The organism is Maritimibacter alexandrii (assembly GCF_005871115.1).
Taxonomy (GTDB): domain Bacteria; phylum Pseudomonadota; class Alphaproteobacteria; order Rhodobacterales; family Rhodobacteraceae; genus Maritimibacter; species Maritimibacter alkaliphilus.
Window position 1 is genome coordinate 1,386,816 of record NZ_SWKQ01000009.1, and the last position, 22,322, is coordinate 1,409,137.

The 22,322-nt window shown below is 64.7% G+C and carries 19 protein-coding genes; 16 read left to right on the top strand and 3 right to left on the bottom strand.

Annotation, left to right across the window (positions count from 1 at the left end; translation table 11 throughout):
* Positions 1-36: 36 nt before the first annotated feature.
* From FCT00_RS07510 to FCT00_RS07555, 10 genes are all read left to right on the top strand, one after another.
* Positions 37-1,299 carry an RsmB/NOP family class I SAM-dependent RNA methyltransferase gene (locus FCT00_RS07510; protein WP_138422461.1) on the top strand — a complete coding sequence of 421 codons (1,263 nt, stop codon included), beginning with the start codon at positions 37-39 and terminating at the stop codon, positions 1,297-1,299.
* Between the two features lie 92 nt (positions 1,300-1,391).
* Complete coding sequence (locus FCT00_RS07515; protein WP_138422462.1) at positions 1,392-3,125, top strand: heparinase II/III family protein; 1,734 nt, start codon at positions 1,392-1,394, stop codon at positions 3,123-3,125.
* 15 nt (positions 3,126-3,140) lie between these two features.
* Positions 3,141-4,730, top strand: a complete 1,590-nt coding sequence (purH, locus tag FCT00_RS07520) for a bifunctional phosphoribosylaminoimidazolecarboxamide formyltransferase/IMP cyclohydrolase (protein WP_138422463.1) — start codon at positions 3,141-3,143, stop codon at positions 4,728-4,730.
* Positions 4,730-5,209: a signal peptidase II gene (gene lspA, locus FCT00_RS07525; RefSeq protein ID WP_008331950.1), complete on the top strand. Its 480-nt coding sequence runs from the start codon at positions 4,730-4,732 to the stop codon at positions 5,207-5,209. Before purH ends, lspA begins: the two co-directional genes overlap by 1 nt.
* A 51-nt stretch (positions 5,210-5,260) precedes the next feature.
* Positions 5,261-5,794, top strand: coding sequence for a DUF3035 domain-containing protein (locus tag FCT00_RS07530; RefSeq protein ID WP_040884810.1), 534 nt, complete (start codon positions 5,261-5,263; stop codon positions 5,792-5,794).
* 153 nt (positions 5,795-5,947) lie between these two features.
* Entirely contained in the window at positions 5,948-7,303 is a 1,356-nt protein-coding gene (locus FCT00_RS07535; RefSeq protein WP_138422464.1) for a M16 family metallopeptidase, read from the top strand.
* Positions 7,300-8,610, top strand: coding sequence for a M16 family metallopeptidase (locus FCT00_RS07540; protein ID WP_138422465.1), 1,311 nt, complete (start codon positions 7,300-7,302; stop codon positions 8,608-8,610). The genes FCT00_RS07535 and FCT00_RS07540 overlap by 4 nt, the downstream gene beginning before the upstream one ends.
* 110 nt (positions 8,611-8,720) lie before the next feature.
* A complete protein-coding gene (mutL, locus tag FCT00_RS07545) occupies positions 8,721-10,553 on the top strand; it encodes a DNA mismatch repair endonuclease MutL (protein WP_138422466.1) in 1,833 nt (610 codons plus the stop codon).
* Positions 10,550-11,782 carry a DNA recombination protein RmuC gene (locus FCT00_RS07550; protein WP_138422467.1) on the top strand — a complete coding sequence of 411 codons (1,233 nt, stop codon included), beginning with the start codon at positions 10,550-10,552 and terminating at the stop codon, positions 11,780-11,782. The genes mutL and FCT00_RS07550 overlap by 4 nt, the downstream gene beginning before the upstream one ends.
* Positions 11,783-11,842: 60 nt before the next feature.
* Complete coding sequence (locus FCT00_RS07555) at positions 11,843-12,163, top strand: DUF3775 domain-containing protein (RefSeq protein WP_138422584.1); 321 nt, start codon at positions 11,843-11,845, stop codon at positions 12,161-12,163.
* A 13-nt stretch (positions 12,164-12,176) separates the two neighbouring features.
* On the opposite strand, the gene FCT00_RS07560 is transcribed toward FCT00_RS07555, so the two are convergent.
* Genes FCT00_RS07560 through FCT00_RS07570 form a run of 3 tightly spaced genes read right to left on the bottom strand, consistent with a single transcriptional unit; the run spans position 12,177 to position 15,466 of the window.
* Positions 12,177-12,827, bottom strand: coding sequence for a histidine phosphatase family protein (locus tag FCT00_RS07560; protein WP_138422468.1), 651 nt, complete (start codon positions 12,825-12,827; stop codon positions 12,177-12,179).
* A 57-nt stretch (positions 12,828-12,884) separates the two neighbouring features.
* Positions 12,885-13,589: a response regulator transcription factor gene (locus FCT00_RS07565; RefSeq protein WP_008331935.1), complete on the bottom strand. Its 705-nt coding sequence runs from the start codon at positions 13,587-13,589 to the stop codon at positions 12,885-12,887.
* On the bottom strand, positions 13,586-15,466 hold the full coding sequence (locus FCT00_RS07570; protein WP_235888953.1) for a hybrid sensor histidine kinase/response regulator: 1,881 nt from the start codon (positions 15,464-15,466) through the stop codon (positions 13,586-13,588). The genes FCT00_RS07565 and FCT00_RS07570 overlap by 4 nt, the downstream gene beginning before the upstream one ends.
* A 237-nt stretch (positions 15,467-15,703) precedes the next feature.
* Here FCT00_RS07570 and FCT00_RS07575 point away from each other — a divergent pair, with 237 nt between their 5' ends.
* From FCT00_RS07575 to FCT00_RS07600, 6 genes are all read left to right on the top strand, one after another.
* Positions 15,704-17,680, top strand: a complete 1,977-nt coding sequence (locus FCT00_RS07575; RefSeq protein ID WP_138422469.1) for a long-chain fatty acid--CoA ligase — start codon at positions 15,704-15,706, stop codon at positions 17,678-17,680.
* A gap of 31 nt (positions 17,681-17,711) precedes the next feature.
* Positions 17,712-18,533, top strand: coding sequence for an ABC transporter ATP-binding protein (locus tag FCT00_RS07580; protein WP_008331932.1), 822 nt, complete (start codon positions 17,712-17,714; stop codon positions 18,531-18,533).
* 95 nt (positions 18,534-18,628) lie between these two features.
* Entirely contained in the window at positions 18,629-19,615 is a 987-nt protein-coding gene (locus FCT00_RS07585) for a branched-chain amino acid ABC transporter permease (protein WP_008331931.1), read from the top strand.
* A 2-nt stretch (positions 19,616-19,617) separates the two neighbouring features.
* Positions 19,618-19,866 carry a hypothetical protein gene (locus tag FCT00_RS07590; RefSeq protein ID WP_138422470.1) on the top strand — a complete coding sequence of 83 codons (249 nt, stop codon included), beginning with the start codon at positions 19,618-19,620 and terminating at the stop codon, positions 19,864-19,866.
* On the top strand, positions 19,866-20,942 hold the full coding sequence (locus FCT00_RS07595) for a branched-chain amino acid ABC transporter permease (protein WP_008331927.1): 1,077 nt from the start codon (positions 19,866-19,868) through the stop codon (positions 20,940-20,942). Before FCT00_RS07590 ends, FCT00_RS07595 begins: the two co-directional genes overlap by 1 nt.
* Before the next feature lie 73 nt (positions 20,943-21,015).
* Entirely contained in the window at positions 21,016-22,302 is a 1,287-nt protein-coding gene (locus tag FCT00_RS07600; RefSeq protein WP_008331925.1) for an ABC transporter substrate-binding protein, read from the top strand.
* Positions 22,303-22,322 lie beyond the last annotated feature (20 nt).

Genomic DNA, 22,322 nt, shown 5'->3' on the forward strand with positions numbered 1-22,322 from the left:
ATAGGCCGTCGCCACCGATTTGGCAAAGGAGGCCGCATGGCCGGTGATCCCAATCTGCCGCGCCGCGTCGCGCTGGACCTCATGGGCGACGTGATGGAGCATGGACGGCTTTTGCCCGAGGTGCTGCCGCGCCGTCTGGAAAAGCTCGCGCCCGAGGATCGCGCGCGCACGCAGCGGCTCGTCGCGACGGCGTTCCGGGTGATGGACCGCGCCGACCGCGTGCTCGGCCCGCACCTGCGCAAACGCCCGACCCTGCGCATCCACAATATCCTGCGGCTGTCGGTCGCGGAAATCTGCGAACTCGGCGCCGCCCCGCACGGCGTGGTGAACACGGCGGTCGAACTTGCGCGCGCCGACAAGAAGACGGCGGGCATGGCGGGGCTGGTCAACGCGATCCTGCGCAAGGTCGACGCCGAAGGGTGGGCCGCGCTGCCCACGCCGCGCCTGCCCAAATGGCTGCGAAAGCCCCTGACCGACGATTACGGCAAAGACGTCGTGGCGGCGATGGAGACGGCGTTCTACGCCGGTGCGCCGCTCGACCTGACACCCAAGGGCAATGCCGAGACGCTCGCGCAGGCGTTGGGCGGCACGGTGTTGCCCACCGGATCGGTGCGTGTGACGGGGGCCGGGCAGGTCTCGACCCTGCCGGGGTTCGCTGAGGGTGACTGGTGGGTGCAGGACGCCGCCGCCGCCCTTCCGGCCCGCGTGCTGAACGCCCAGCCGGGCGAGACTGTGCTGGACCTGTGCGCCGCACCCGGCGGCAAGACGATGCAGCTTGCCGCCGCCGGGGCCGAGGTCACTGCCGTCGATATCTCGGAACACCGCATGGCGCGGGTGGGCGAGAACCTCGCGCGCTGTGGCCTGTCCGCCGACCTCGTCACGATGGACGCGCTGGAATACGAGGGCGGGCCGTTCGACGCGATCCTGCTCGACGCGCCGTGCACGGCGACCGGAACGATCCGGCGTCACCCGGATCTTCCATACGCCAAGGACGGGAGCGATTTTCCCGGCCTCTTCGAGCTTCAGGAACACCTGATCGACCGGGCGCTGGGTATGCTCAAATCCGGCGGGCGGCTGATCTATTGCACCTGTAGCCTGTTGATCGACGAGGGTGAGGAACAGGTGCGCGACGCGCTCGGGCGGCATGAGGGGCTTTCGGTGGACACCGCCGCGCTCGACCGGCCCGGCATCGACCCCGACTGGCGCACGGATGAGGGCGGGTTGCGCCTGCGCCCGGATTACTGGGCCGACAAGGGCGGAATGGACGGGTTCTACATCGCCTGCCTCGTTAAGGCATGACTCGCGCCCCCCCGACCTGTAGAGTGCGGCCAGAACCCGGTAAGGGTCGGCATCTGAGGTAAGGCAAGGCGACGTTGGCCAAGGATTTTCCCATGACCAGCCGCAGAACGCGGTGGCTCAACCGTTGGCACGCCCGGCGGGCGGCCCGCGCGAAGCCGGCGACGGGTTTCACGTCCAAGCCCGAACCGCGCACCATCGGCAGCTTCGCCAAGGGCAAACAGATGGTCGCGGGGAACTTCCTGTTCGCAGGGCACCTCGTCCAGTCTCCCGCCGACAGCATCTGGGCCATCACGCCCCCCTCCGACGATTTCGAAGCCGCGCTTCAGGGTTTCGGCTGGATGGACGATCTGGCGGCATTGGGCGACCGCGACGCCAAGGCGCGCGCGCAATTCTGGACGATGGACTGGATCGACCGTTTCGGGCGGGGCACCGGCCCCGGCTGGGTGCCCGATGTCGCGGGCCGCAGGCTTATCCGCTGGATTAACCATGCCTTCCTGATCCTCAACGGGCAGGACAGCGACGCCTCGCTCCGGTTTCACCGCAGTCTCGGTCAGCAAGCGATTTTTCTGTCGAAGCGGTGGCAGGGCACCTCGCCCGGTCTGCCCCGGTTCGAGGCGCTCACCGGCCTGATCTATGCGGGGCTTTCGCTCTCCGGCATGGAGCATCTGACCGAACCCGCCACACAGGCGCTGGCCCGCGAATGCGACCGGCAGATCGACGCGGCGGGCGGCATTCCGACCCGCAACCCCGAAGAATTGCTCGAAGTCTTCACGCTCCTCAACTGGGCCGCCCTCGCGCTGCGCGAATCCGAGATCACGCCGAAGCCCGCCCACCAGTCGGCCATCGAACGCATCGCACCCACGCTGCGCGCGTTGCGCCATGCCGACGGCGGTCTGGCCCGGTTTCACGGCGGCGGGCGCGGGGCCGAAGGGCGGCTGGATCAGGCGCTTGCCACATCCGGTGTGCGCGGTGGGCCGACGGATGGCCCGGCGATGGGTTTCGCCCGCCTGTCGGCAGGCCGCACCTCGATCATCGTCGATGCCGACAAGCCGCCGCTGGGGCCGGCGTCGTGGAACGCACACGCCTCAACCCTCGCGCTCGAGGTCACTTCGGGTCGTCGCCCGCTGATCGTGAACTGCGGGTCCGGGCGGCAATTCGGCGAGGATTGGGGCAAAGCGGGCCGCGCCACCCCGTCGCATTCGGTGCTCGGCCTGACCGGCGTGTCGTCCTCGCGCCTCGGCGAAATGGAGGCCACGCCCTACGGGCCGCGTGCCCGCATGGTCGAAGTCCCGAACGAGGTCGAGGCGCGGCGGATCGGCGATGCCGACATGATCGGCCTCGTCAGCGGCCACGATGGCTATCAGCCGCGGTTCGGTCTGGCCTATATCCGGCGGCTGGAACTGGCCGTGGATGGGCGGACCATCGCGGGCGAGGAAACGCTGGCGGCCGTGTCAGAATCCGAACAGGCCACGTTCGGGCGCGCGCTTGAACGCGAGGGCGAAAAGGGCGTGCCCTTCAACATCCGCTTCCACCTGCACCCGGACGTGGACGCGACCATCGACCTTGGCGGCACCGCAGTGTCGATGGCGCTCAAATCCGGGGAAATCTGGGTGTTCCGCTACGATGGTGCGGCGAAACTGTCGCTCGAACCCTCGGTTTACCTCGAAAAGAACCGATTGAAGCCCCGTGCGTCGAAACAAGTGGTTCTATCCGGCGCGGCAATAGACTATGCGACGCGCATCCGCTGGTCCCTCGCCAAGGCGCAGGACACGCCCATCGGCGTGCGCGATCTGGTGCGGGATGAGGTGGACGAGCTGCCAGACTGACCCAAGGGACACCACATGACCGACCTTTCCCCCGTGCGCCGCGCGCTGATTTCCGTATCCGACAAGACCGGGCTGGTCGATCTGGGCAAGGCTCTGGAGGGGATGGGGATCGAGATCCTGTCCACCGGCGGATCGGCCAAGGCGCTGCGGGATGCGGGCGTTGCGGTCAAGGACGTGTCCGAGGTGACGAACTTTCCCGAAATGATGGATGGCCGCGTCAAGACGCTGCACCCGATGGTGCACGGCGGCCTTCTGGCGCTGCGTGACAACGACGACCACGTCGCCGCGATGACCGAGCATGGGATCGGCGCGATCGACCTGCTGGTGGTGAACCTCTACCCGTTCGAGGCCGCTCTGGCCCGTGGCGCGGATTACGACGAGATGATCGAGAACATCGACGTCGGCGGCCCGGCCATGATCCGTGCGGCGGCCAAGAACCACGGCTTCGTCACGACAATCGTCGATGTCGAGGATTACGGCGCGCTGCTGGATGAGCTAAAAACGAACGATGGCGCGACGACCTATGCCTTCCGCCAGCGTCAGGCCCAGATCGCCTATGCCCGCACCGGGGCCTACGACGCCGCCGTGTCCGGCTGGATGGCGGGCGCGATTGGCGAGGCCGCGCCGCGTCGCCGCGTGGTCGCGGGCGAGTTGAAGCAGGTCATGCGCTACGGTGAGAACCCGCATCAGGATGCAGGGTTCTATGTCGATGGCTCGGCCCGCGAAGGCGTGGCGACCGCCGTGCAGCATCAGGGCAAGGAGCTGTCCTACAACAACATCAACGACACCGATGCGGCGTTCGAACTGGTCGCGGAATTCGACCCCGCCGATGGTCCCGCCGTCGCCGTCATCAAGCACGCCAACCCCTCGGGCGTGGCGCGGGGCGCGACGTTGCTCGACGCCTACAAGAAGGCGTTCGATTGCGACCGCACCTCGGCTTTCGGGGGCATCGTGGCGCTGAACCAGCCGCTCGACGCCGACACGGCGCGCGAGATCACCCAGATCTTCACCGAGGTCGTCATCGCCCCCGGTGCCTCGGACGAGGCGAAAGAGATTTTCGCGGCCAAGAAGAACCTGCGTCTCTTGACCACCGCCGGTCTGCCCGATCCGCTGATCGGCAGCCAGACGATCCGTCAGGTCGCGGGTGGCTATCTGTTCCAGAACAAGGACAACGGGCATATCGGGCTCGATGACCTGAAGGTCGTGACCAAGAAGGCCCCGACCGACGAACAGCTCAAAGACCTGCTTTTCGCTTGGAAAGTGGCCAAGCACGTCAAATCCAACGCCATCGTCTATGTCAAAGACGGCGCGACCGTGGGCGTGGGCGCGGGCCAGATGAGCCGTCTGGACAGCTCCACCATCGCCGCCACGAAAGCGGGTCGCATGGCGGCTGAACTGGGCCTTGCCGAAAGCCCCGCCATCGGCTCCGCCGTCGCCTCCGACGCGTTCTTTCCGTTCCCCGACGGCCTCCTGGAAGCCGCCGCAGCGGGCGCGACCTGCGTGATCCAGCCGGGCGGGTCGATGCGCGACGACGAGGTCATCAAGGCGGCTGACGAGGCCGGCCTCGCCATGGTGTTCACCGGCATGCGGCACTTCCGTCACTGATGCGCGCGCTGTCGATCACCGCGCTCATCGTCTTCGTCCTCGATCAGGTGACGAAATACTGGGTCGTGCAGGTGATGAACCTGAAGGAGGTCGGGGCGATCGACGTTTGGCCGCCCTTCCTCAACTACCGCATGGCGTGGAACGAAGGCGTGAACTTCGGACTGTTCTCGTCGTCTGAGGACACGATGCGCTGGATTTTGATCGGTGTGGCGCTCGCGATCTGTCTGGGCGTGCTATGGTGGGTGCGGCGCAAATCCATGACGCTGGCCGCACGCATTGCCGCAGGCGTGCTCGTCGGTGGTGCGCTGGGCAACGTGATCGACCGCGTGGTCTATGGTGCCGTCGCGGACTTTCTCAATATGTCCTGTTGCGGATTTACCAATCCCTATTCCTTCAATGTCGCTGATATTGCAGTGTTTGCCGGGGCCATCGGTCTGATCCTGCTGGCCGACAAAGCCGATGGGAAAAAGGCCCCGTGACGGGGCCCGCGAGTTGCGGTAAAGAGGTCGAAACGGGTGTTGGAGGCATAGATGCGGGTTCCTGCCATGAAATTCGGACTAGCCCTTGTGGGTCTCGGGCTGCTTGCGGCCTGTTCCAACGACGGCAATCCCGACCTCATGAACATCCGGTCCTCGACCCCGGACGAGTTTTCGATCCTGCCCAACAAGCCGCTTGAACAGCCCGAGGATTACAGCGCGCTTCCGACGCCGACCCCCGGTCAGACGAACCGCGCCGATGCCACGCCGACCGCAGATGCGGTGGCGGCCTTGGGCGGCAATCCCGATGCGCTCACCTCGGATCGCGCGAATGCCGGTGAAGGCACGCTTCTCGCCCATGCCGGTCGCTATGGCACCAACGGCAACATCCGCACGGTGCTGGCCGAGGAAGACCTGGAATACCGCCGCAAGAACAACGGCAAGCTGCTTGAGCGCCTGTTCAACGTGAACGTCTATTACGACAGCTACAGCCAGCAGTCGCTCGACCAGCAGCTCGAACTCGACCGGGTCCGCAATCGCGGGGTCTGGACCCCGGCGGCACCCCCCGATCCCGAGCGGTTCGAGTGAGGCGAAAGATGCGACGGGCCCGGCTGGGCCCGTTTCTTTTTCCCGCGCCACACAGGCGTGTTAACAACCTGTAATCCAATTCACACCACCGTCATGCGGGGTTGCTCCTCTGGCCGCTCCGGCTAACTGTGTCAGTGGAACGGAGGATTTCAGATGAAGCGACTTCTCTCGGCCTGTTTCGCCATCATGGCCGTCACGCTCCCTGCCACGGCGCAGGAGGTCACTGACTACACCCTCGACAACGGTATGGACGTAGTGGTGATCGAAGATCATCGTGCGCCGGTCGTGGTCCACATGGTCTGGTATCGCGCCGGGGCCGCCGACGAAGATCCGGGGGTCTCCGGCATCGCCCACTTCCTCGAACATCTGCTGTTCAAGGCGACCGACGACATGGAATCCGGCGAACTCAGCCGCGTGGTGGCTGAAAACGGCGGGTCTGACAACGCCTTCACCAGTCAGGACTATACCGCCTACTTCCAGCGCGTCGCCGCCGACCGGCTCGACCTGATGATGACGATGGAGGCCGACCGGATGCGCGACCTTCAGCTGTCCGAAGACGACATCGCGACCGAACGTGACGTGATCCTCGAAGAACGCGCGATGCGGACCGACAATTCGCCGGGCGCACTGCTGAACGAACAGATGCAGGCCGCGCTTTACCAGAACCACCCCTACGGCATCCCCGTCATCGGCTGGCGGCACGAGATGGAGCAGTTGGGGCTGGACGAAGCGATGGCCTATTACCGCAAATACTATGCTCCCAACAACGCAATCCTCGTGGTGGCGGGTGACGTGGAACCGGAAGAGGTGCTCGCGATGGCCGAGGAGCACTATGGCCCGCTCGAACCGACCGAAGGGTTGGAGCCGCGCGCGCGACCGCTGGAACCCGTGCCGCTTGCGGAACGCCGCATCACATACGAAGACCCGCGTGTCAGCCAACCCTATGTCGTGCGCAGTTACCTCGCCCCCGAACGCAATCCGGGTGAACAGGAAGAGGCCGCCGCGCTCGTCTATCTCGCGGAGATCCTTGGTGGGAACTCGGCAACGTCGGTCTTCGGTCAGGCGCTCGAGTTTGACCAGAACATCGCCGTCTCGACCTTTGCGGGCTACAGCGCGCTGAACCTCGACATATCGTCGATCCGCATCGGCGTGGTTCCGGCGCAGGGCGTGTCGCTGGCCGAAGCCGAAGCCGCGATGGATGCCACCTTGGCCGAGTTCATGGAGAACGGGATCGACCCGGCGCAGTTCGAACGGATCAAGACCCGTATTCGTGCGGGCGATATCTACGCGCAGGATTCCATGCGTGGCCTTGCCAACCGCTATGGCGCGGCGCTGACGAGCGGTCTGACCATCGAAGACGTCAAAGCCTGGCCCGAGGTTCTGCAATCGGTGACGCCGGACGACGTGATGGCGGTTGCCGAGAAGGTTCTGCAACGCTCGCACGCCGTCACCGGCTGGCTGACCGGCCCCACCACGACCCCTGATACCGACGCGGAGGCCATCCAATGATCCGTCTCGCCATTGCGCTTTTCCTGATCGCCGCCGTTCCGGCCCGTGCTCAGGTTCCGATTCAGGAGGTCACGTCGCCCGGCGGCATCTCGGCCTGGTTGGTCGAAGAACATTCGATCCCCTTCGTCGCTCTCGAGCTTCGGTTCCGGGGCGGCACGTCGCTCGACCTGCCGGGCAAGCGCGGTGCGACGAACCTCATGGCCGGGTTGCTCGAAGAGGGGGCGGCCGACATGGACAGCCGCGCCTTCGCCGAGGCGAAAGAAGACCTCGCCACGTCGATCGACTTCGACGTGTATGGCGATGTCCTGACCGTGTCGGCCCAGTTCCTGACCGAGAACATGCAGCCCTCCATCGACCTGATCCGCGCCTCGCTGGTCGAGCCGACGTTCGATGATGTCGCGGTGGAGCGTGTGCGCGGGCAGGTTCTGTCCTACATCAACTCGCGCCAGACGGACCCCGACGAAATTGCGGGCGACGCGATGAATGCCGCGGCCTATGGCGACCATCCCTATGGAAGCTTCGACGGGGGCACCGTCGACAGCGTAACCGCCCTGACCCGCGACGACATCGTGACCGCATGGGAAAACGCCATCGCGCGCGACCGGGTTTATGTCTCGGCGGTCGGTGACATCACGCCCGAGCAACTGGGCACGGTGCTGGACACCATCTTGGGCGATTTGCGCGAAGAAGGCGGGGCTTACCCCGACCCGGTGCCTTTCGGCGCCACCCCCGGCATCTCGGTCGTGCCCTTCGACACGCCGCAATCGGTGGCGCGCTTCGGTCAGCCGGGCATGAAGATCGACAACCCGGATTTCTTCGCGGCCTATATCGTGAACACGATCATGGGCGGCGCGAATTTCGAGAACCGGCTGTTCGACGAGGTGCGCGAGAAGCGCGGCCTGACCTATGGCATCGGCACCTACCTGTCGGACAGCGACTATTCCGAAGTGCTGGGCGGCAGCTTTTCGTCGCAGAACGGCGTCATGGCCGAAGCCGTTTCGGTCGTGCAGGAGGAATGGGCCAAGATGGCCGAGGACGGCATCACCGAGCAGGAGCTTGCAGATGCCAAGAAATACCTGACCGGCGCCTATCCGCTGCGGTTCGACGGCAACAGCAACATCGCCAACATCCTGACCTCGATGCAGATGGACGGCTACCCGATCGACTACCCGGAAACCCGGAACGAAAAGGTCATGGCGGTGACGCTGGAAGAGGCGAACCGCGTCGCGGCGGAGCTTTTCCAGCCCGAGAACCTGCGCTTCGTGGTGGTCGGCCAGCCCGAAGGTCTGGAGCCGACGGTGAACTGAGGGCCGCGCCCTCGGGGCGCTGAAGACGCCCCGACACCCCTGTGAAAGACGGCCCTCGCGCCGTCTTTCGCGCTTTCAGAATCGCGCGTGCACATGCTAGGTCTAGTGGCATGCCCGACGACGCCCCCAATATAAGCCGGCCAGCCATACGCCAGCTTGATGACGCTGCAATCAACCGGATTGCGGCGGGCGAAGTCGTGGAGCGGCCGGCGTCCGCCGTGAAAGAGCTTGTCGAGAACGCCATCGACGCCGGGTCGACCCGCATCGACGTGGCCTATGCCGATGGCGGCAAGACCCTGATCCGGGTCACCGACGACGGGTGCGGCATCCCGGCCGAGGACCTGCCGCTCGCCATGTCGCGCCACGCGACCTCCAAGATCGACGGGTCCGACCTGCTCGACATTCACACCTTCGGTTTCCGGGGCGAGGCGCTGCCGTCGCTCGGCGCGGTCGGTCGGCTGACGATCACCTCGCGCTGCGATGGGGCGGCCGCCAGCATCCGCGTGGCCGGCGGCAAGGCCGAGCCGGTGAGGCCCGCCGCCCTGTCGCGCGGCACGGTCGTGGAATTGCGCGACCTGTTCTTCGCCACGCCCGCCCGGCTCAAGTTCCTGCGCACCGACCGGGCCGAGGCGCAGGCGATCACCGATGTGGTCAAACGCCTCGCCATGGCCGAGCCGCATATCGGCTTCACCCTGCGCGACGTGTCCGGCGGGGGCGAAGGGCGCGTGACCTTCCGGGCCGCGCCCGAAAACGGCGATCTGTTCGACGCGCTTTATGCCCGTCTGGGCGGTGTCCTCGGGCGCGACTTCGCCGAGAACGCCGTGCCGCTCGACGCGCTGCGCGAAGGCTTCCGGCTGACGGGATACGCGGCTCTGCCGACCTATTCCCGTGGCGCGGCGGTGGCGCAGTTCCTGTTCGTCAACGGCCGCCCTGTGCGCGACAAGCTTCTGATCGGTGCGCTGCGCGGGGCCTATGCCGATTTCCTGTCCCGCGACCGCCACCCGGCGGCGGCGCTGTTCGTGACCTGCGACCCGAAACTGGTCGATGTGAACGTCCACCCGGCGAAATCCGAAGTGCGTTTCCGCGAACCCGGTCTCGTGCGCGGGCTGATCGTCACGACGATCCGCCATGCGCTTGCCGAGGCCGGGCACCGTGCGTCCTCCACCGTCGCCCAATCCACGCTCGGCGCCATGCGGCCCGAGCCAACGCACGCCCGTGTGTACCAGATGGACAGACCGTCCCAAGTCGTCCTGCACACGGCACGCGAAGCCCAGTCCCCAATGGGCTTCGCGGAAACTCCCTCGGCCCGGTTCGACCCCGTGATCGAACCGGAGCCGACACCCGAAACGCCACCCACCGAACGCCTTCCGCTCGGCGCGGCCCGCGCGCAGGTGCATGAAAACTACATCGTCGCCCAGACCGAGGACGGCATGGTGATCGTCGATCAGCACGCCGCGCACGAACGGCTGGTCTATGAAAAGCTCAAGCGCCAGATGGCCGAAAACGGCGTGGCGTCGCAGGCGCTGCTCATCCCCGAGATCGTGGACCTGTCCGAGGGCGACGCATCCCTGCTTCTGGGCCTCGCCGACGACCTCGCCCGCTTGGGCCTCGTCATCGAGCCATTCGGCGGCGGCGCCATCGCCGTGCGCGAGACGCCCGCGATCCTGGGCCAGGTGAATGCCGAAGCCATGATCCGCGACATCCTCGACGAACTCGCGGACCTCGGCCAAAGCCAGACCCTTCAGGCCCGGATCGAAGCGGTGCTGTCGCGCGTCGCCTGCCACGGCTCGATCCGCTCCGGGCGCTGGATGCGCCCCGAAGAGATGAACGCGCTACTGCGCGAGATGGAGGCGACGCCCCATTCCGGTCAGTGCAACCATGGCCGTCCGACCTATGTCGAGTTAAAGCTGGCGGATATCGAACGGCTTTTCGGGCGCACATGATCCAGATCGGCGACACGACCCTCGACCTTTCCGACCCTCTGACCCTTGCCGCGTTCGTGGCCGGGGCGGTGCTGCTTCTGCTTGTCCTCCTGTTGATCGTTTTGCTCGTGCGGTCGGGCCGCGCCAGCGCCACCAATGCAGAGCTTGCGCGTCAGCTTGGTGGCATCGGTCATGCGGTGCAGGTGCTGGGGCAGGGGCAGGACCAGCTGTCGGGCGGCCTGCGCACCGTGTCGGACGCGCAGGCCAACGCGCAGAGCCGGATGATACAGACCATGGAAACGCGCCTCGCCGACGTGCAGCGGCAGATGCAGGACCGGCTGCACGAGAACGCGATGAAATCCGCGCGGGCCCTGTCCGACTTACAGGAGCGGATGAACGAAACGCTCACAGGTTCGACGGTCAAGACCACCAAGTCGCTGACCGAATTGCAGGAACGGCTCGCCACCATCGACAAGGCGCAGGCGAATATCGAAAAGCTGTCGGGCGACGTTCTTAGCTTACAGGACATTCTGTCCAACAAGCAGACGCGCGGGGCCTTCGGTGAAATCCAGTTGAACGACATCGTGTCCAAGGCTCTGCCGACCGACAGCTATGCGTTCCAGCATACGCTGTCGAACGGAAAGCGGGCGGACTGCCTGATCCACCTGCCGAACCCGCCCGGTCCCATCGTCATCGACTCGAAATTCCCGCTGGAGCCTTACGAGGCGTTGCGCCGCGCCGAGACGCAGGCCCAGGCCGCCGAGGCTGGGCGCCTGATGAAGACCGCCGTGCGCGCCCATATCAAGGCGATCAGTGAGAAATACATCATCGAGGGCGAGACGGCGGATGGCGCGCTCATGTTCCTGCCGTCCGAAGCCGTCTATGCCGAACTTCACGCCAATTTCGCCGATGTGGTGCGCGAAGGGTTCAATGCCCGCGTCTGGATCGTCTCGCCCACCACCTGCATGGCGACGCTGAACACGATGCGCGCGATCCTGAAAGACGCCCGGATGCGCGAACAGGCGGGCGCGATCCGCAAGGAACTGCACCTGCTGTCGGCGGACGTCGGCCGGTTGGGCGACCGTGTCGCAAACCTCGACCGGCATTTCCATCAGGCCTCCAAGGACATCGCGGACATCAAGATTTCCGCCGAAAAGGCCGGAAACCGGGCCAAACGGCTCGACAATTTCGACTTCGAGGAACTGGCGCAGGACGACGCGGCAGCGGTGGTTCAGCTTCCCAAGACCTGATCCCTTGTCGCGCCCCCGCTTTCGCCCCTAAATGGGGGGCAAGCAATGAACAGGTCAGACATGCTCGAAATCAGCCCGTCCCGCGTCGCCCGCATCGCCATTCAGGCCCGCGAACTGCCCGACACCGAGAACGTGATCCGCAACTACATTTCGGATCTCAATACCGACGAACAGGCGAGCCTCGCGGCCGTCATGTGGATCGGGCGCGAGACGTTCGAAGCCGAGGAACTGGACGAGGCCATCGCGACCGCCAAGGCCGAGGCGACCGCGCCCACCGAGGATTACCTGCTGGGCGAGACGATGCTGGCCGACTATCTCGAAGCCGGGTTGGAAGCGTTGGGCTATGATGTCGAAGACCTTGAGGACGATCACCTGAAGTGATCCGCCGCCACCCTCAGATAAAGGTCTGGGCGTACTGACGATCCGGGTCGGCGAGATGTGGGACCGCGTTGAACTGGGTCAGGGTCAACCCGGCGCCGACCGGGTGCATCTGGTGCACAGAACTGTTCATGATGGTCAACGCCAGCCGCGCCATCGAATTCAGTTGCAGCCCCATGGCCACCTTGATCGACATGGCGATCCAGCCCCCTGAGGTCGAGACGAGCGCACGGCCCTTGCCCGCCGCGATTTCATGCAGCACGTCGTCCACGCGCCCTTCGAATTCGGCATAGGTCTCGATCGCGTCCTCGATCTGGCCCTCGCGCCATGCCGTGAAGACGAGCGGCAGGTGATTTACGAACTCGTCGCGGTTCTCGGGTGGCTTGATGCCCATCTGTTCGTGCATCTTCGCGGACAGATCGAAATAGGCGACTTCGTTCAGGCGCGGGTCTTGAACGGGTTCGGGAAACCCCATCGACTTCGCCGTCTCGACATGGCGGGTCAGAGTGCCGGAATAGATTCGGTCGAACCGTTCACCGACGCTGTCGAAATAGTTGCCCAGCCATCCGGTCTGCTGCCAGCCGAGGTCCGACAGCTTGTCGTATCCGTGTTCGTCGTTCGACCCGGAATTGGCCTGCCCATGCCGGACCAGCGTGACCTGTGACATCGTGTTCCCCCAACTGGCTCACCGGGTGCTAACCCGAAGACGTGACAGGGAAAAGACCTAGCGCCACGTGACGTCGCCCAGAAAGATGTATCCGGCGCCGTAGATCGTCTTGATGAGCTTGGGGTTCTTCGGGTCTTCGCCCAGCTTCGTGCGCAGGCGCGAGATGCGGACGTCCATCGCCCGGTCGAAGCTCTCGCCGGCGGCACCCCCAAGGCTTTCCTGCATATGCGCGCGGGAAATCAGGCGTTTGGGCGCTTCGAGAAACAGGCGAAGCACTTCGCCCTCGGCATGGGAAAACCCGGTCTCGGCCCCGGTCGCGTCTTCCAGCACGTAACGGTCGAAATGCGCGGTCCATCCCGCGAAGCTCGCCGTGTTCGACTGGCCCGGCTTGGCCGCCTTGCCGACGCGCACGCGGGCGCGGACACGGGCCACGACCTCGGCCAGTTCGAAGGGCTTGATGATGTAATCGTCCGCGCCAAGCTCCAGCCCGGTCACCCGGTCCTGAACCTGCGCGCGGCCCGAGATGATGATGATGGCCGCGCCGCTTTCCAACGCGAGCCGGTGAACGAGCGTCAGGCCATCGCGATCCGGCAGGCCGAGATCGACGAGGCAGACGTCGGGCGCGGTCTTGCGCAACGCGGCCTCGAACTCGGTCGCGCGGCCGAACCCCGCGGTGCGGAACCCGGCGTCCTGCAAGGCGTCCGACAGCATTTGCCGAATCTCGGGCTCGTCATCCAGAATGGCAACCATCGGCGCGCTCATTCCGCGGCCTCCCGTGCAAGGGCATCGGCAAGGAACGCGGCAAGCTGGCCGCGCGTGAACGGCTTGGTCAGCACGGCATGGCCCGCCCGCCGCGCATCGCCCTGCGGCAGCGACGACATGAGCATCACGGGCGCTTCGATCCTGCCGACCAGCCGGTCCCCGGTCACCGTGCCGCCCAGCATGATGTCCGACAGAACCAGATCGATTCCTTCGATCCCGGCGAGGTCCAGCGCCTCTTCGCCCGAGGCCGCCTCGATCACCTGATGGCCGAGCGAGATGAGCATCTCGCGCACGTCCGCGCGAATGTCGTCCTGATCCTCGACCAGCAGCACGAGTTGCGGCGCGCCGGTCGCCATGGCGGGCTTCAGCGGCACCCGGATCGTGACCCGTGCGCCCCGGTCCGTATTGGCAAGCCGCACGTGGCCGCCCGACATCTTGGCGTGGTCATAGACCATGGCGAGCCCAAGGCCCGAGCCTTCGCCACCCTTCGTGGTGAAGAACGCGTCGAGCGCATGGTCGAGCGCGTCGGGGCTGAACCCCGGCCCCGTGTCGGTGACTTCGAATTCGATCCATGTGCCCGCCACTTCGCGCGCGACAACAGCGATCCGGCCTGAGCCCGCCCCGATGGCGTCCTTTGCGTTCAGCACGAGGTTCAGGAGCGCATCCTGCGTCGCGCCCACGTCCAGCAACACCGGATGCGCCAGACCTTCGACCTCGGTGGTCAGCGACAGGCCATCCGGCAGTGTCGGTTTCGCCAGCGTTTCGATCTCGGCCAGAAGGCGCGCGGCTTCGACTGGCTCCGGCCGCACCTCGCGCGCGCCGGATAGGGACGAGATCCGGTCGAGCAGCGCCCCGCCACGCCGGGCCGCGCCCGTCGTCGCCTGCACCAGCGCCTGCGCATCCTCGCCCAGAGGCATCGAGCCCAAACGCGCCTGAAGGCCGAGGATGATCGTCAACAGGTTCGAAAAGTCGTGCGCCATTCCCGACGTTAGCTGGGCGGCCAGTTCGCGTTTGCGGGTCTGGGTCAGCGCCGCCCGCGCCTGCGCCTCTTCGGTGACGTCCATCGACAGGATATAGACCCCGGTGACTTCGCCGTGCTCGTCGGCATCGGGGGTGAAGGCCACGCGGATACGCCGGGCCACGCCTTCGTGCGCGAATTCCAAGACGCTGGCATCCCCGGCAAAGGCCCGCTCGAGGCTTGGCGTGATCTTCTCGAACGCCTCGTCGCCCAACGCGTCGCGGGCGTGCAATCCGACGATGTTGCGCGGCGTGAACGGCAGGATCGTGGCAAGCTGACGGTTGGAATAGGAATAGCGCCAATCCCGGTCGAGCCGCGCGATATGCGCGGGCATCATCTCGGCCGTGACGCGGGCGCGGCTTTCCATCTCGGTCAGTTGCCGCTTGGTTTCCTCGAGCGCCGCATTGGTCGCGGCCAGCGCCCGGTTGGTGTGCGACAACTCCTCGGCATGTTCCAGAAGCTGATCCGACAGCTCTTCGGACCGCGATCTGAGCAGCGTTTCCTGCCGCTTGATCGCGGTGATGTCGGTATAGACCGTGACCCAGCCGCCTTGGGCCAGCGGCGACCCCTCGACCGAGATCATGCGCCCGTCGGCCCGCTGCCGTTCCACGTAATGCGGTTCGAACGCCAGCGCCTGATCGACCTTGTCCTGCACGAAGGCTTCGTGGTCGTCGACCTCGCCGTATTCGCCGCGTTCGACCAGAAACCGGATCGTATCGTCGAACCGCGCGCCGCGTGTCACCAGACTGTCGGGCAGGCCGAACATCGTCTGGAAGGTCCGGTTGCCGACCACGAAGCGCAGGTCGCTGTCATAGATCGACAGCGCCTGTTGGATCAGGTTCAGACCGGCCTGCGTCAAGGCGGCGATATCGGTGTACTTGGTGTTCAGAGAACGTCCTCCCCCTTTCTCGCTAGCACCGTGGCGACCGCTCTGGAAGCCCCCGGTTTTGCGTCCGCAGCACCCGCAACAATTCGTTACATTCTGGAAAAACTGCGGAAATGTTTGACGTGGAACTCTGCTTGGCAAGAATATTGCGTGTCGCCTTCGGGTGACGCGGAACGCCGGTCGGGGAGGGCCGGTGTGGGAGGAGACAATTTGGCACAGGTTCAAACCGCGACCAGCGGTCTGTCCTCGGTTCCGGCGCTTCTGGCCCGGAATGCGAAGGAATTCGGCGGTCGTCCCGCTTATCGTGAAAAAGAGTTCGGCATCTGGCAGACATGGAGCTGGGCCGAGACCGCCGAGGAAATCGACGCGCTGGCGATGGGCCTGATCGCGCTGGGAATCGAACCCGGCGATCATGTCGCCATCATCGGCCGCAACCGCCCGGCACATTACTGGTCGATGGTCGCCGCGCAGAAATGCGGCGCCGTTCCCGTGCCGCTTTATCAGGACGCCGGCCCGGAAGAGATGGACTATGTCCTCGACCATTGCGGCGCGCGCTTCGTGATCTGCGGCGATCAGGAACAGGTCGACAAGGTCATCGAAGTGAAGGACCGCGTGCCGAAGATCGAGCATGTGATCTACGTCGACAAGCGCGGGATGCGCAAATACGACCATACGCATCTGAACTGGTTCGACGACGTGCAGGCCGAAGGACGCGGCGGGCATTCGCGGCTCGAACCGATCATGCGCGAGCGCACCGAGAAGCTGGACTACGATTCCACCTGCGTGATGCTCTACACCTCCGGCACCACTGGAAAACCCAAGGGCGTGGTGCTGTCGAACCGCAACGTCATCGAAAGCGCCAAAAACTCATCCGAATTCGATCACCTGACCGCGGGCGACGACATTCTCGCCTATCTGCCGATGGCCTGGGTGGGCGACTTCATCTTTTCGCTCGGTCAGGCCTATTGGACCGGGTTCTGCGTGAACTGCCCCGAGTCCGAAGAGACGATGATGACGGACCTGCGCGAGATCGGGCCGACCTATTTCTTCGCTCCGCCGCGCGTGTTCGAGAACCTTCTGACGACGGTCATGATCCGCATGGAGGACGCCACGCGGCTCAAGAAACGGTTGTTCGACCACTACATGAAGGTCGCGCGCCGGGTCGGCCCCGCGATTCTCGACGGCAAGCCGGTGTCGGGTGGCGACCGCTTTTCCTACTGGCTCGGCAATCTGCTGATCTTCGGGCCGCTCAAGAACACGCTTGGGTTCAGCCGCGTGCGCGTGGGCTACACGGCGGGCGAGGCGATCGGGCCTGAGATCTTCGATTTCTACCGCTCGCTCGGCATCAACCTGAAACAACTCTACGGCCAGACCGAGGCGACGGTGTTCATCACCGTGCAGCCCGATGGCGAGGTGCGGCCCGATACGGTCGGCGTGCCCGCCCCCGGCGTGGAACTGCGCATCGACGACAACGGCGAGGTCTATTACCGCAGCCCCGGCACCTTCGTCGAATATTACAACAACCCCGAAAGCACGGCGTCGACCAAGGATGCCGAAGGCTGGGTCGCGACGGGCGACGCCGGTTTCATCGAACCGGACACCGGGCACCTTCGGATCATCGACCGCGCCAAAGACGTGGGCAAGATGGCCGACGGGTCGATGTTCGCGCCGAAATACGTCGAGAACAAACTCAAGTTCTATCCGAACATCCTTGAAGCCGTGGTCTTTGGATCGGGGCGTGAGATGTGCACGGCCTTCATCAACATCGACCTGAACGCGGTGGGTAACTGGGCCGAGCGCAACAACATCTCCTATGCCTCCTATCAGGAACTGGCGAACCATCCGCAGGTGCTCGACACGATCCAGAGCCATGTCGAAGAGGTGAACGCGAGTGTGGCCGAGGATGAAATGTTGTCGGGTTGCCAGATTCACCGCTTCCTCGTCCTGCACAAGGAACTGGATGCGGACGATGGCGAGATGACGCGGACCCGCAAGGTGCGGCGCGGTGTGATCTCGGAAAAATTCGGTGATCTGGTCGAGGCGCTCTATTCCGGCAAGACCGAACAATACACCGAAACCGAAGTCACCTACGAAGACGGCCGCAAGGGCAAGATCAGGGCGACGCTGGAAATCCGCGACGCCAAGGTGGTGCCGACCGCCCCGAAGCAGGGGATCGCGGCGGAATGACCTTCACACAATACGAAACCGGAGGGGCCCAATGAACGACATGAGCCCGGACAGCTACGTGACCGCGGACGGCCGGACCATCGGCGGCGTGGTGATGGAGATGAAGAACATCACCCTGCGTTTCGGCGGCGTGGTCGCGATCAAGGATATTTCCTTCGACATTCGCGAAGGGGAAATACGCGCGATCATCGGCCCGAACGGCGCTGGCAAGTCGTCGATGCTGAACGTCATCTCGGGCTTCTACGTGCCCCAAGAGGGCGAGGTGTGGTTCCGTGGCAAGCGCCGCCCGCAGATGAAGCCCTATCAGGTGGCTTCACAGGGCATCGCGCGCACGTTCCAGAACATCGCGCTGTTCGACGGCATGAGCGTGCTGGACAACATCATGACGGGTCGCCTGACCATGATGAAGACAGGCTTGCTCAGTCAGGCGATGTGGTTCGGCCGGGCGGAAAAGGAAGAAAACCATCACCGCGAACAGGTCGAAAAGATCATCGACTTCCTCGAAATCCAGAACATCCGCAAGACGCCCGTGGGCCGTCTGCCCTATGGCCTGAAAAAGCGGGTCGAGCTGGCACGCGCGCTGGCCGCCGAGCCGAAGCTTCTGCTTCTGGACGAGCCGATGGCGGGTATGAACGTCGAAGAGAAAGAGGACATGAGCCGCTTCATCCTCGACGTGAACGACGAATTCGGCACCACCATCGCCCTGATCGAGCACGACATGGGCGTGGTCATGGACCTGTCCGACCGCGTCGTCGTGATGGATTACGGCAAGAAGATCGGCGACGGCACACCGGACGAGGTGCGCGGCAATCAGGCGGTCATCGACGCTTATCTGGGGGTGGCGCATGACTGACGCGACCTTCCTCGCCTCCGTCGGAGGTTCTTCGCAATACTTGGGCATGGACGGCGCCGCGCGCTGGACACGCCGCTTCGGGACGGGAGGAACCCATGCCTGATCAGCTTCTCTACGCGATGGAAGTCACGCTGAACGGTCTGATGGCCGGGGTGCTTTACGCGCTCGTCGCGCTGGGCTTCGTCCTCATCTTCAAGGCTTCCGGCATCTTCAACTACGCTCAGGGCGTCATGGCGCTGTTCGCCGCGCTGACGCTCGTGGGTATTCAGGACGGGCAGGTGCCGTTCGCCCACCTCATCAACGCGATCTTCGGGACCGACGTGCACCACTTCGGCTGGCATGTGCCCGCCATCCTCGCGATCCTTCTGACCGTGGTGGTGATGGTCGCCTTCGCATGGATCGTCGAGCGATACATCCTGCGACATCTGGTGAACCAGCCGGGCATCATCCTGTTCATGGCCACCATCGGACTGGCCTATTTCATGGAAGGCTTCGGCGACATGATGTGGGGGTCCGACATCAAGAAGCTGGACGTGGGGCTGCCGCAGGGCATCAACATCGCCATCGACGACACCACCTTCAACTGGTTCGGCTACGGCTTCTTCATCGACAATCTCGACATCTCGGCGACCATCGTGGCGGTGATCCTCGTCGTCGCGCTGACCGTGTTCTCGCAATACTCGAAACAGGGCCGCGCGCTGCGGGCTGTGGCCGACGACCACCAAGCGGCGCTGTCGGTCGGCATTTCGCTCCGGTTCATCTGGGTGCTGGTCTGGTCGATCGCGGGCTTCGTCGCACTGGTCGCGGGCATCATGTGGGGGTCCAAGTCGGGCGTTCAGTTCTCGCTCTCGCTCATCGCGCTCAAGGCGCTGCCGGTTCTGATGCTGGGTGGCTTCACCTCGATCCCCGGCGCCATCGTCGGCGGGCTCATCATCGGGGTGGGTGAGAAGCTGTTCGAATTCGCCATCGGCCCGCTGGTCGGCGGCGCGACCGAGAACTGGTTCGCCTATGTCCTCGCCCTTCTGTTCCTCGTCTTCCGCCCCCAAGGGCTGTTCGGCGAAAAGATCATCGAGAGGGTGTGACGATGCAGAAACTCATCGCCATCGCCAACACCGTTGCATGGTCCGGCTTCTGGGCCTTCGGCTACCTCGCCCTCTCGGCCCCGACCGATACCGGCAATCAGGCGCTCGTCGCGTCGCTGCTGGCGGCCGTCGGTGCCGCCATCGGCCTCGCCTGCTGGTTCCAGCTTGTCCGCCATTCGGAAGCCACGGGTTACGCCAAACGCGCGAACCGCGTGCCTTCACACCTCAAAACTGACGGGGAGATCGCCTGATGCTCTATCGCGAGGCCGGAGATTTCAAAACCTCCTACCGGGACGACAGCCAGACGTTCCCGATCAAGTTCGACCGGATCGCCTATTACGTGCTGATCGCGGTTGCGCTCATCGTGGTGCCCTTCGTCATCAACGACTACTGGGCCAACGCGGTGCTTCTGCCGTTCCTGATCTACGCCATCGCGGCGCTGGGGCTGAACGTGCTGACGGGCTATGCGGGTCAGGTGTCGCTGGGCACGGGCGGTTTCATGGCTGTTGGCGCCTATGCGAGCTACAAGCTCATGACGTCCTTCCCGGACGTGAACATCTTTTTCCACATCATCCTGTCGGGCGGGATCACCGCGCTGGTGGGGATGCTGTTCGGTCTGCCCTCGTTGCGGATCAAAGGCTTCTACCTTGCCGTGGCCACGCTTGCCGCGCAGTTCTTTCTCGTCTGGCTCTTCAACCGGGTGCCGTGGTTCTACAACTACTCCGCCTCGGGCCAGATCAGCGTGCCGGAGCGTGCGGTGTTCGGGATCAAGGTGACCGGACCGCAGACCGAGGCTTGGGCGACCTATCTCTTCTGTCTCGTGTTCGTGTTCCTGTCGGCCTGGATCGTGCGTAACCTGACGCGCGGGTCGACGGGGCGCAAATGGATGGCGATCCGCGACATGGACATCGCCGCCGAAATCATCGGGGTGAACCCGCTGACCGCGAAACTCAGCGCCTTCGCCGTTTCGTCGTTCTTCGTGGGCGTCGCGGGCGCGCTGTTCTTCTCGGTCTACCTCGGCGCGGTCGAAGTGGGCGAGGCGTTCGGCATCCAGAAGTCGTTCCTTGTCCTGTTCATGATCATCATCGGCGGGCTGGGCTCGATCTTCGGCAGCTTCGCGGGTGCGGCCTTCATGGTCCTCATGCCCGTGCTTCTGAAAAACACGCTCGTGGGCGGACTGGGCTGGGCCACGGACCTTGCCGCGCATCTTGAGTTCATGATCGTCGGCGGGCTGATCCTGTTCTTCCTGATCGTGGAGCCGCATGGACTCGCCGCGCTGTGGAAGGTGATGAAAGAAAAACTCAGACTCTGGCCTTTCCCGCACTAGGGCGGGGCCGGGCAATAAGCGGGGCGGGAACCCCGACTGGAAACATCGGACCAACCAAGGGAGGAGACACCCGATGAAAATGAAACTTGCAACTGTCGCACTGGGCGCCGCGGTCGCGGCCAGCCCGGCTTTGGCCGACCTGACGTTCACCGCGCTCAGCTACCGGACCGGCCCCTATGCCGCGAACGGTATCCCGTTTGCGGATGGCTATGCCGACTACTTCACGCTTCTGAACGAGCGTGACGGCGGCATCGGCGGCGAGATGATCGAACTGATCGAATGCGAAACCGGCTACAACACCGAGAAGGGTGTCGAATGCTACGAGTCGACCAAGGGCTCCGGCGCGCTGGTCTATCAGCCGCTCTCGACCGGCATCACCTACCAGCTCATCCCCAAAGCGACGGCGGATGAGATCCCGGTGCACTCGATGGGCTATGGCCGGACCTCGGCCAAGAACGGCGAAGTGTTCAACTACATCTTCAACTATCCCGCGAACTACTGGGATGGGGCCTCGGTGGCGATCAAGTATCTGCTGAACGAAAACGGCGGGTCGCTGGAAGGCAAGAAGATCGCGCTGGTCTATCACAACTCCGCCTACGGGAAGGAGCCGATCCGCACGCTGGAAGAGCTGTCGGCCAAGCATGGCTATGAGCTCATCACGCTGCCGGTCGACCACCCCGGTCAGGAGCAGAAGTCGCAGTGGCTTCAGATCCGTCGTGACAAGCCCGACTACACCCTGATGTGGGGCTGGGGCGTTATGAACCAGGTCGCCATTCAGGAAGCGGTGAACATCCGCTACCCGATGGAAAACTTCATCGGCATCTGGTGGTCCGGCTCTGAAAACGACGTGCTCCCGGCGGGCGAAGGTGCGAACGGCTACAAGGCGCTGACCTTCCACAACGTCGGCTCCGACTACCCGGTCTTCGACGACATCCAGCAGTACGTGGTGGATGCGGGCAAGGCTGCGGGCGCCGGCGACCAGATCGGCACCGCGCTTTACAACCGGGGCCTCTACGCCGCCATGCTCGCTGCCGAAGCGGCCAAGACGGCGCAGGAGATGCACGGCACCTCGACCCTCACCCCGCAGCAGATGCGCGACGGGATGGAGAACCTCGAGATTACCGAAGCCAAGATGACCGATCTGGGTCTGCCGGGCTTCGGGCCGGAGTTCTCGGTGTCCTGCCAGAACCACGGCGGCGACGGCTATGCAGCCGTGGCGCAGTGGGATGCGGCAGCGGGCGAGTGGAGCCTGATCACCGACTACATGCAGGCCGATCTCGACGTTCTGTCGCCGCTGATCGAGGAAGACTCGGCAGCCTTCGCGGCGGAAGCCGGCATCGAACCGGGCTGCGCGATGTAAGCCCTCCCCCCCCGGCCCGC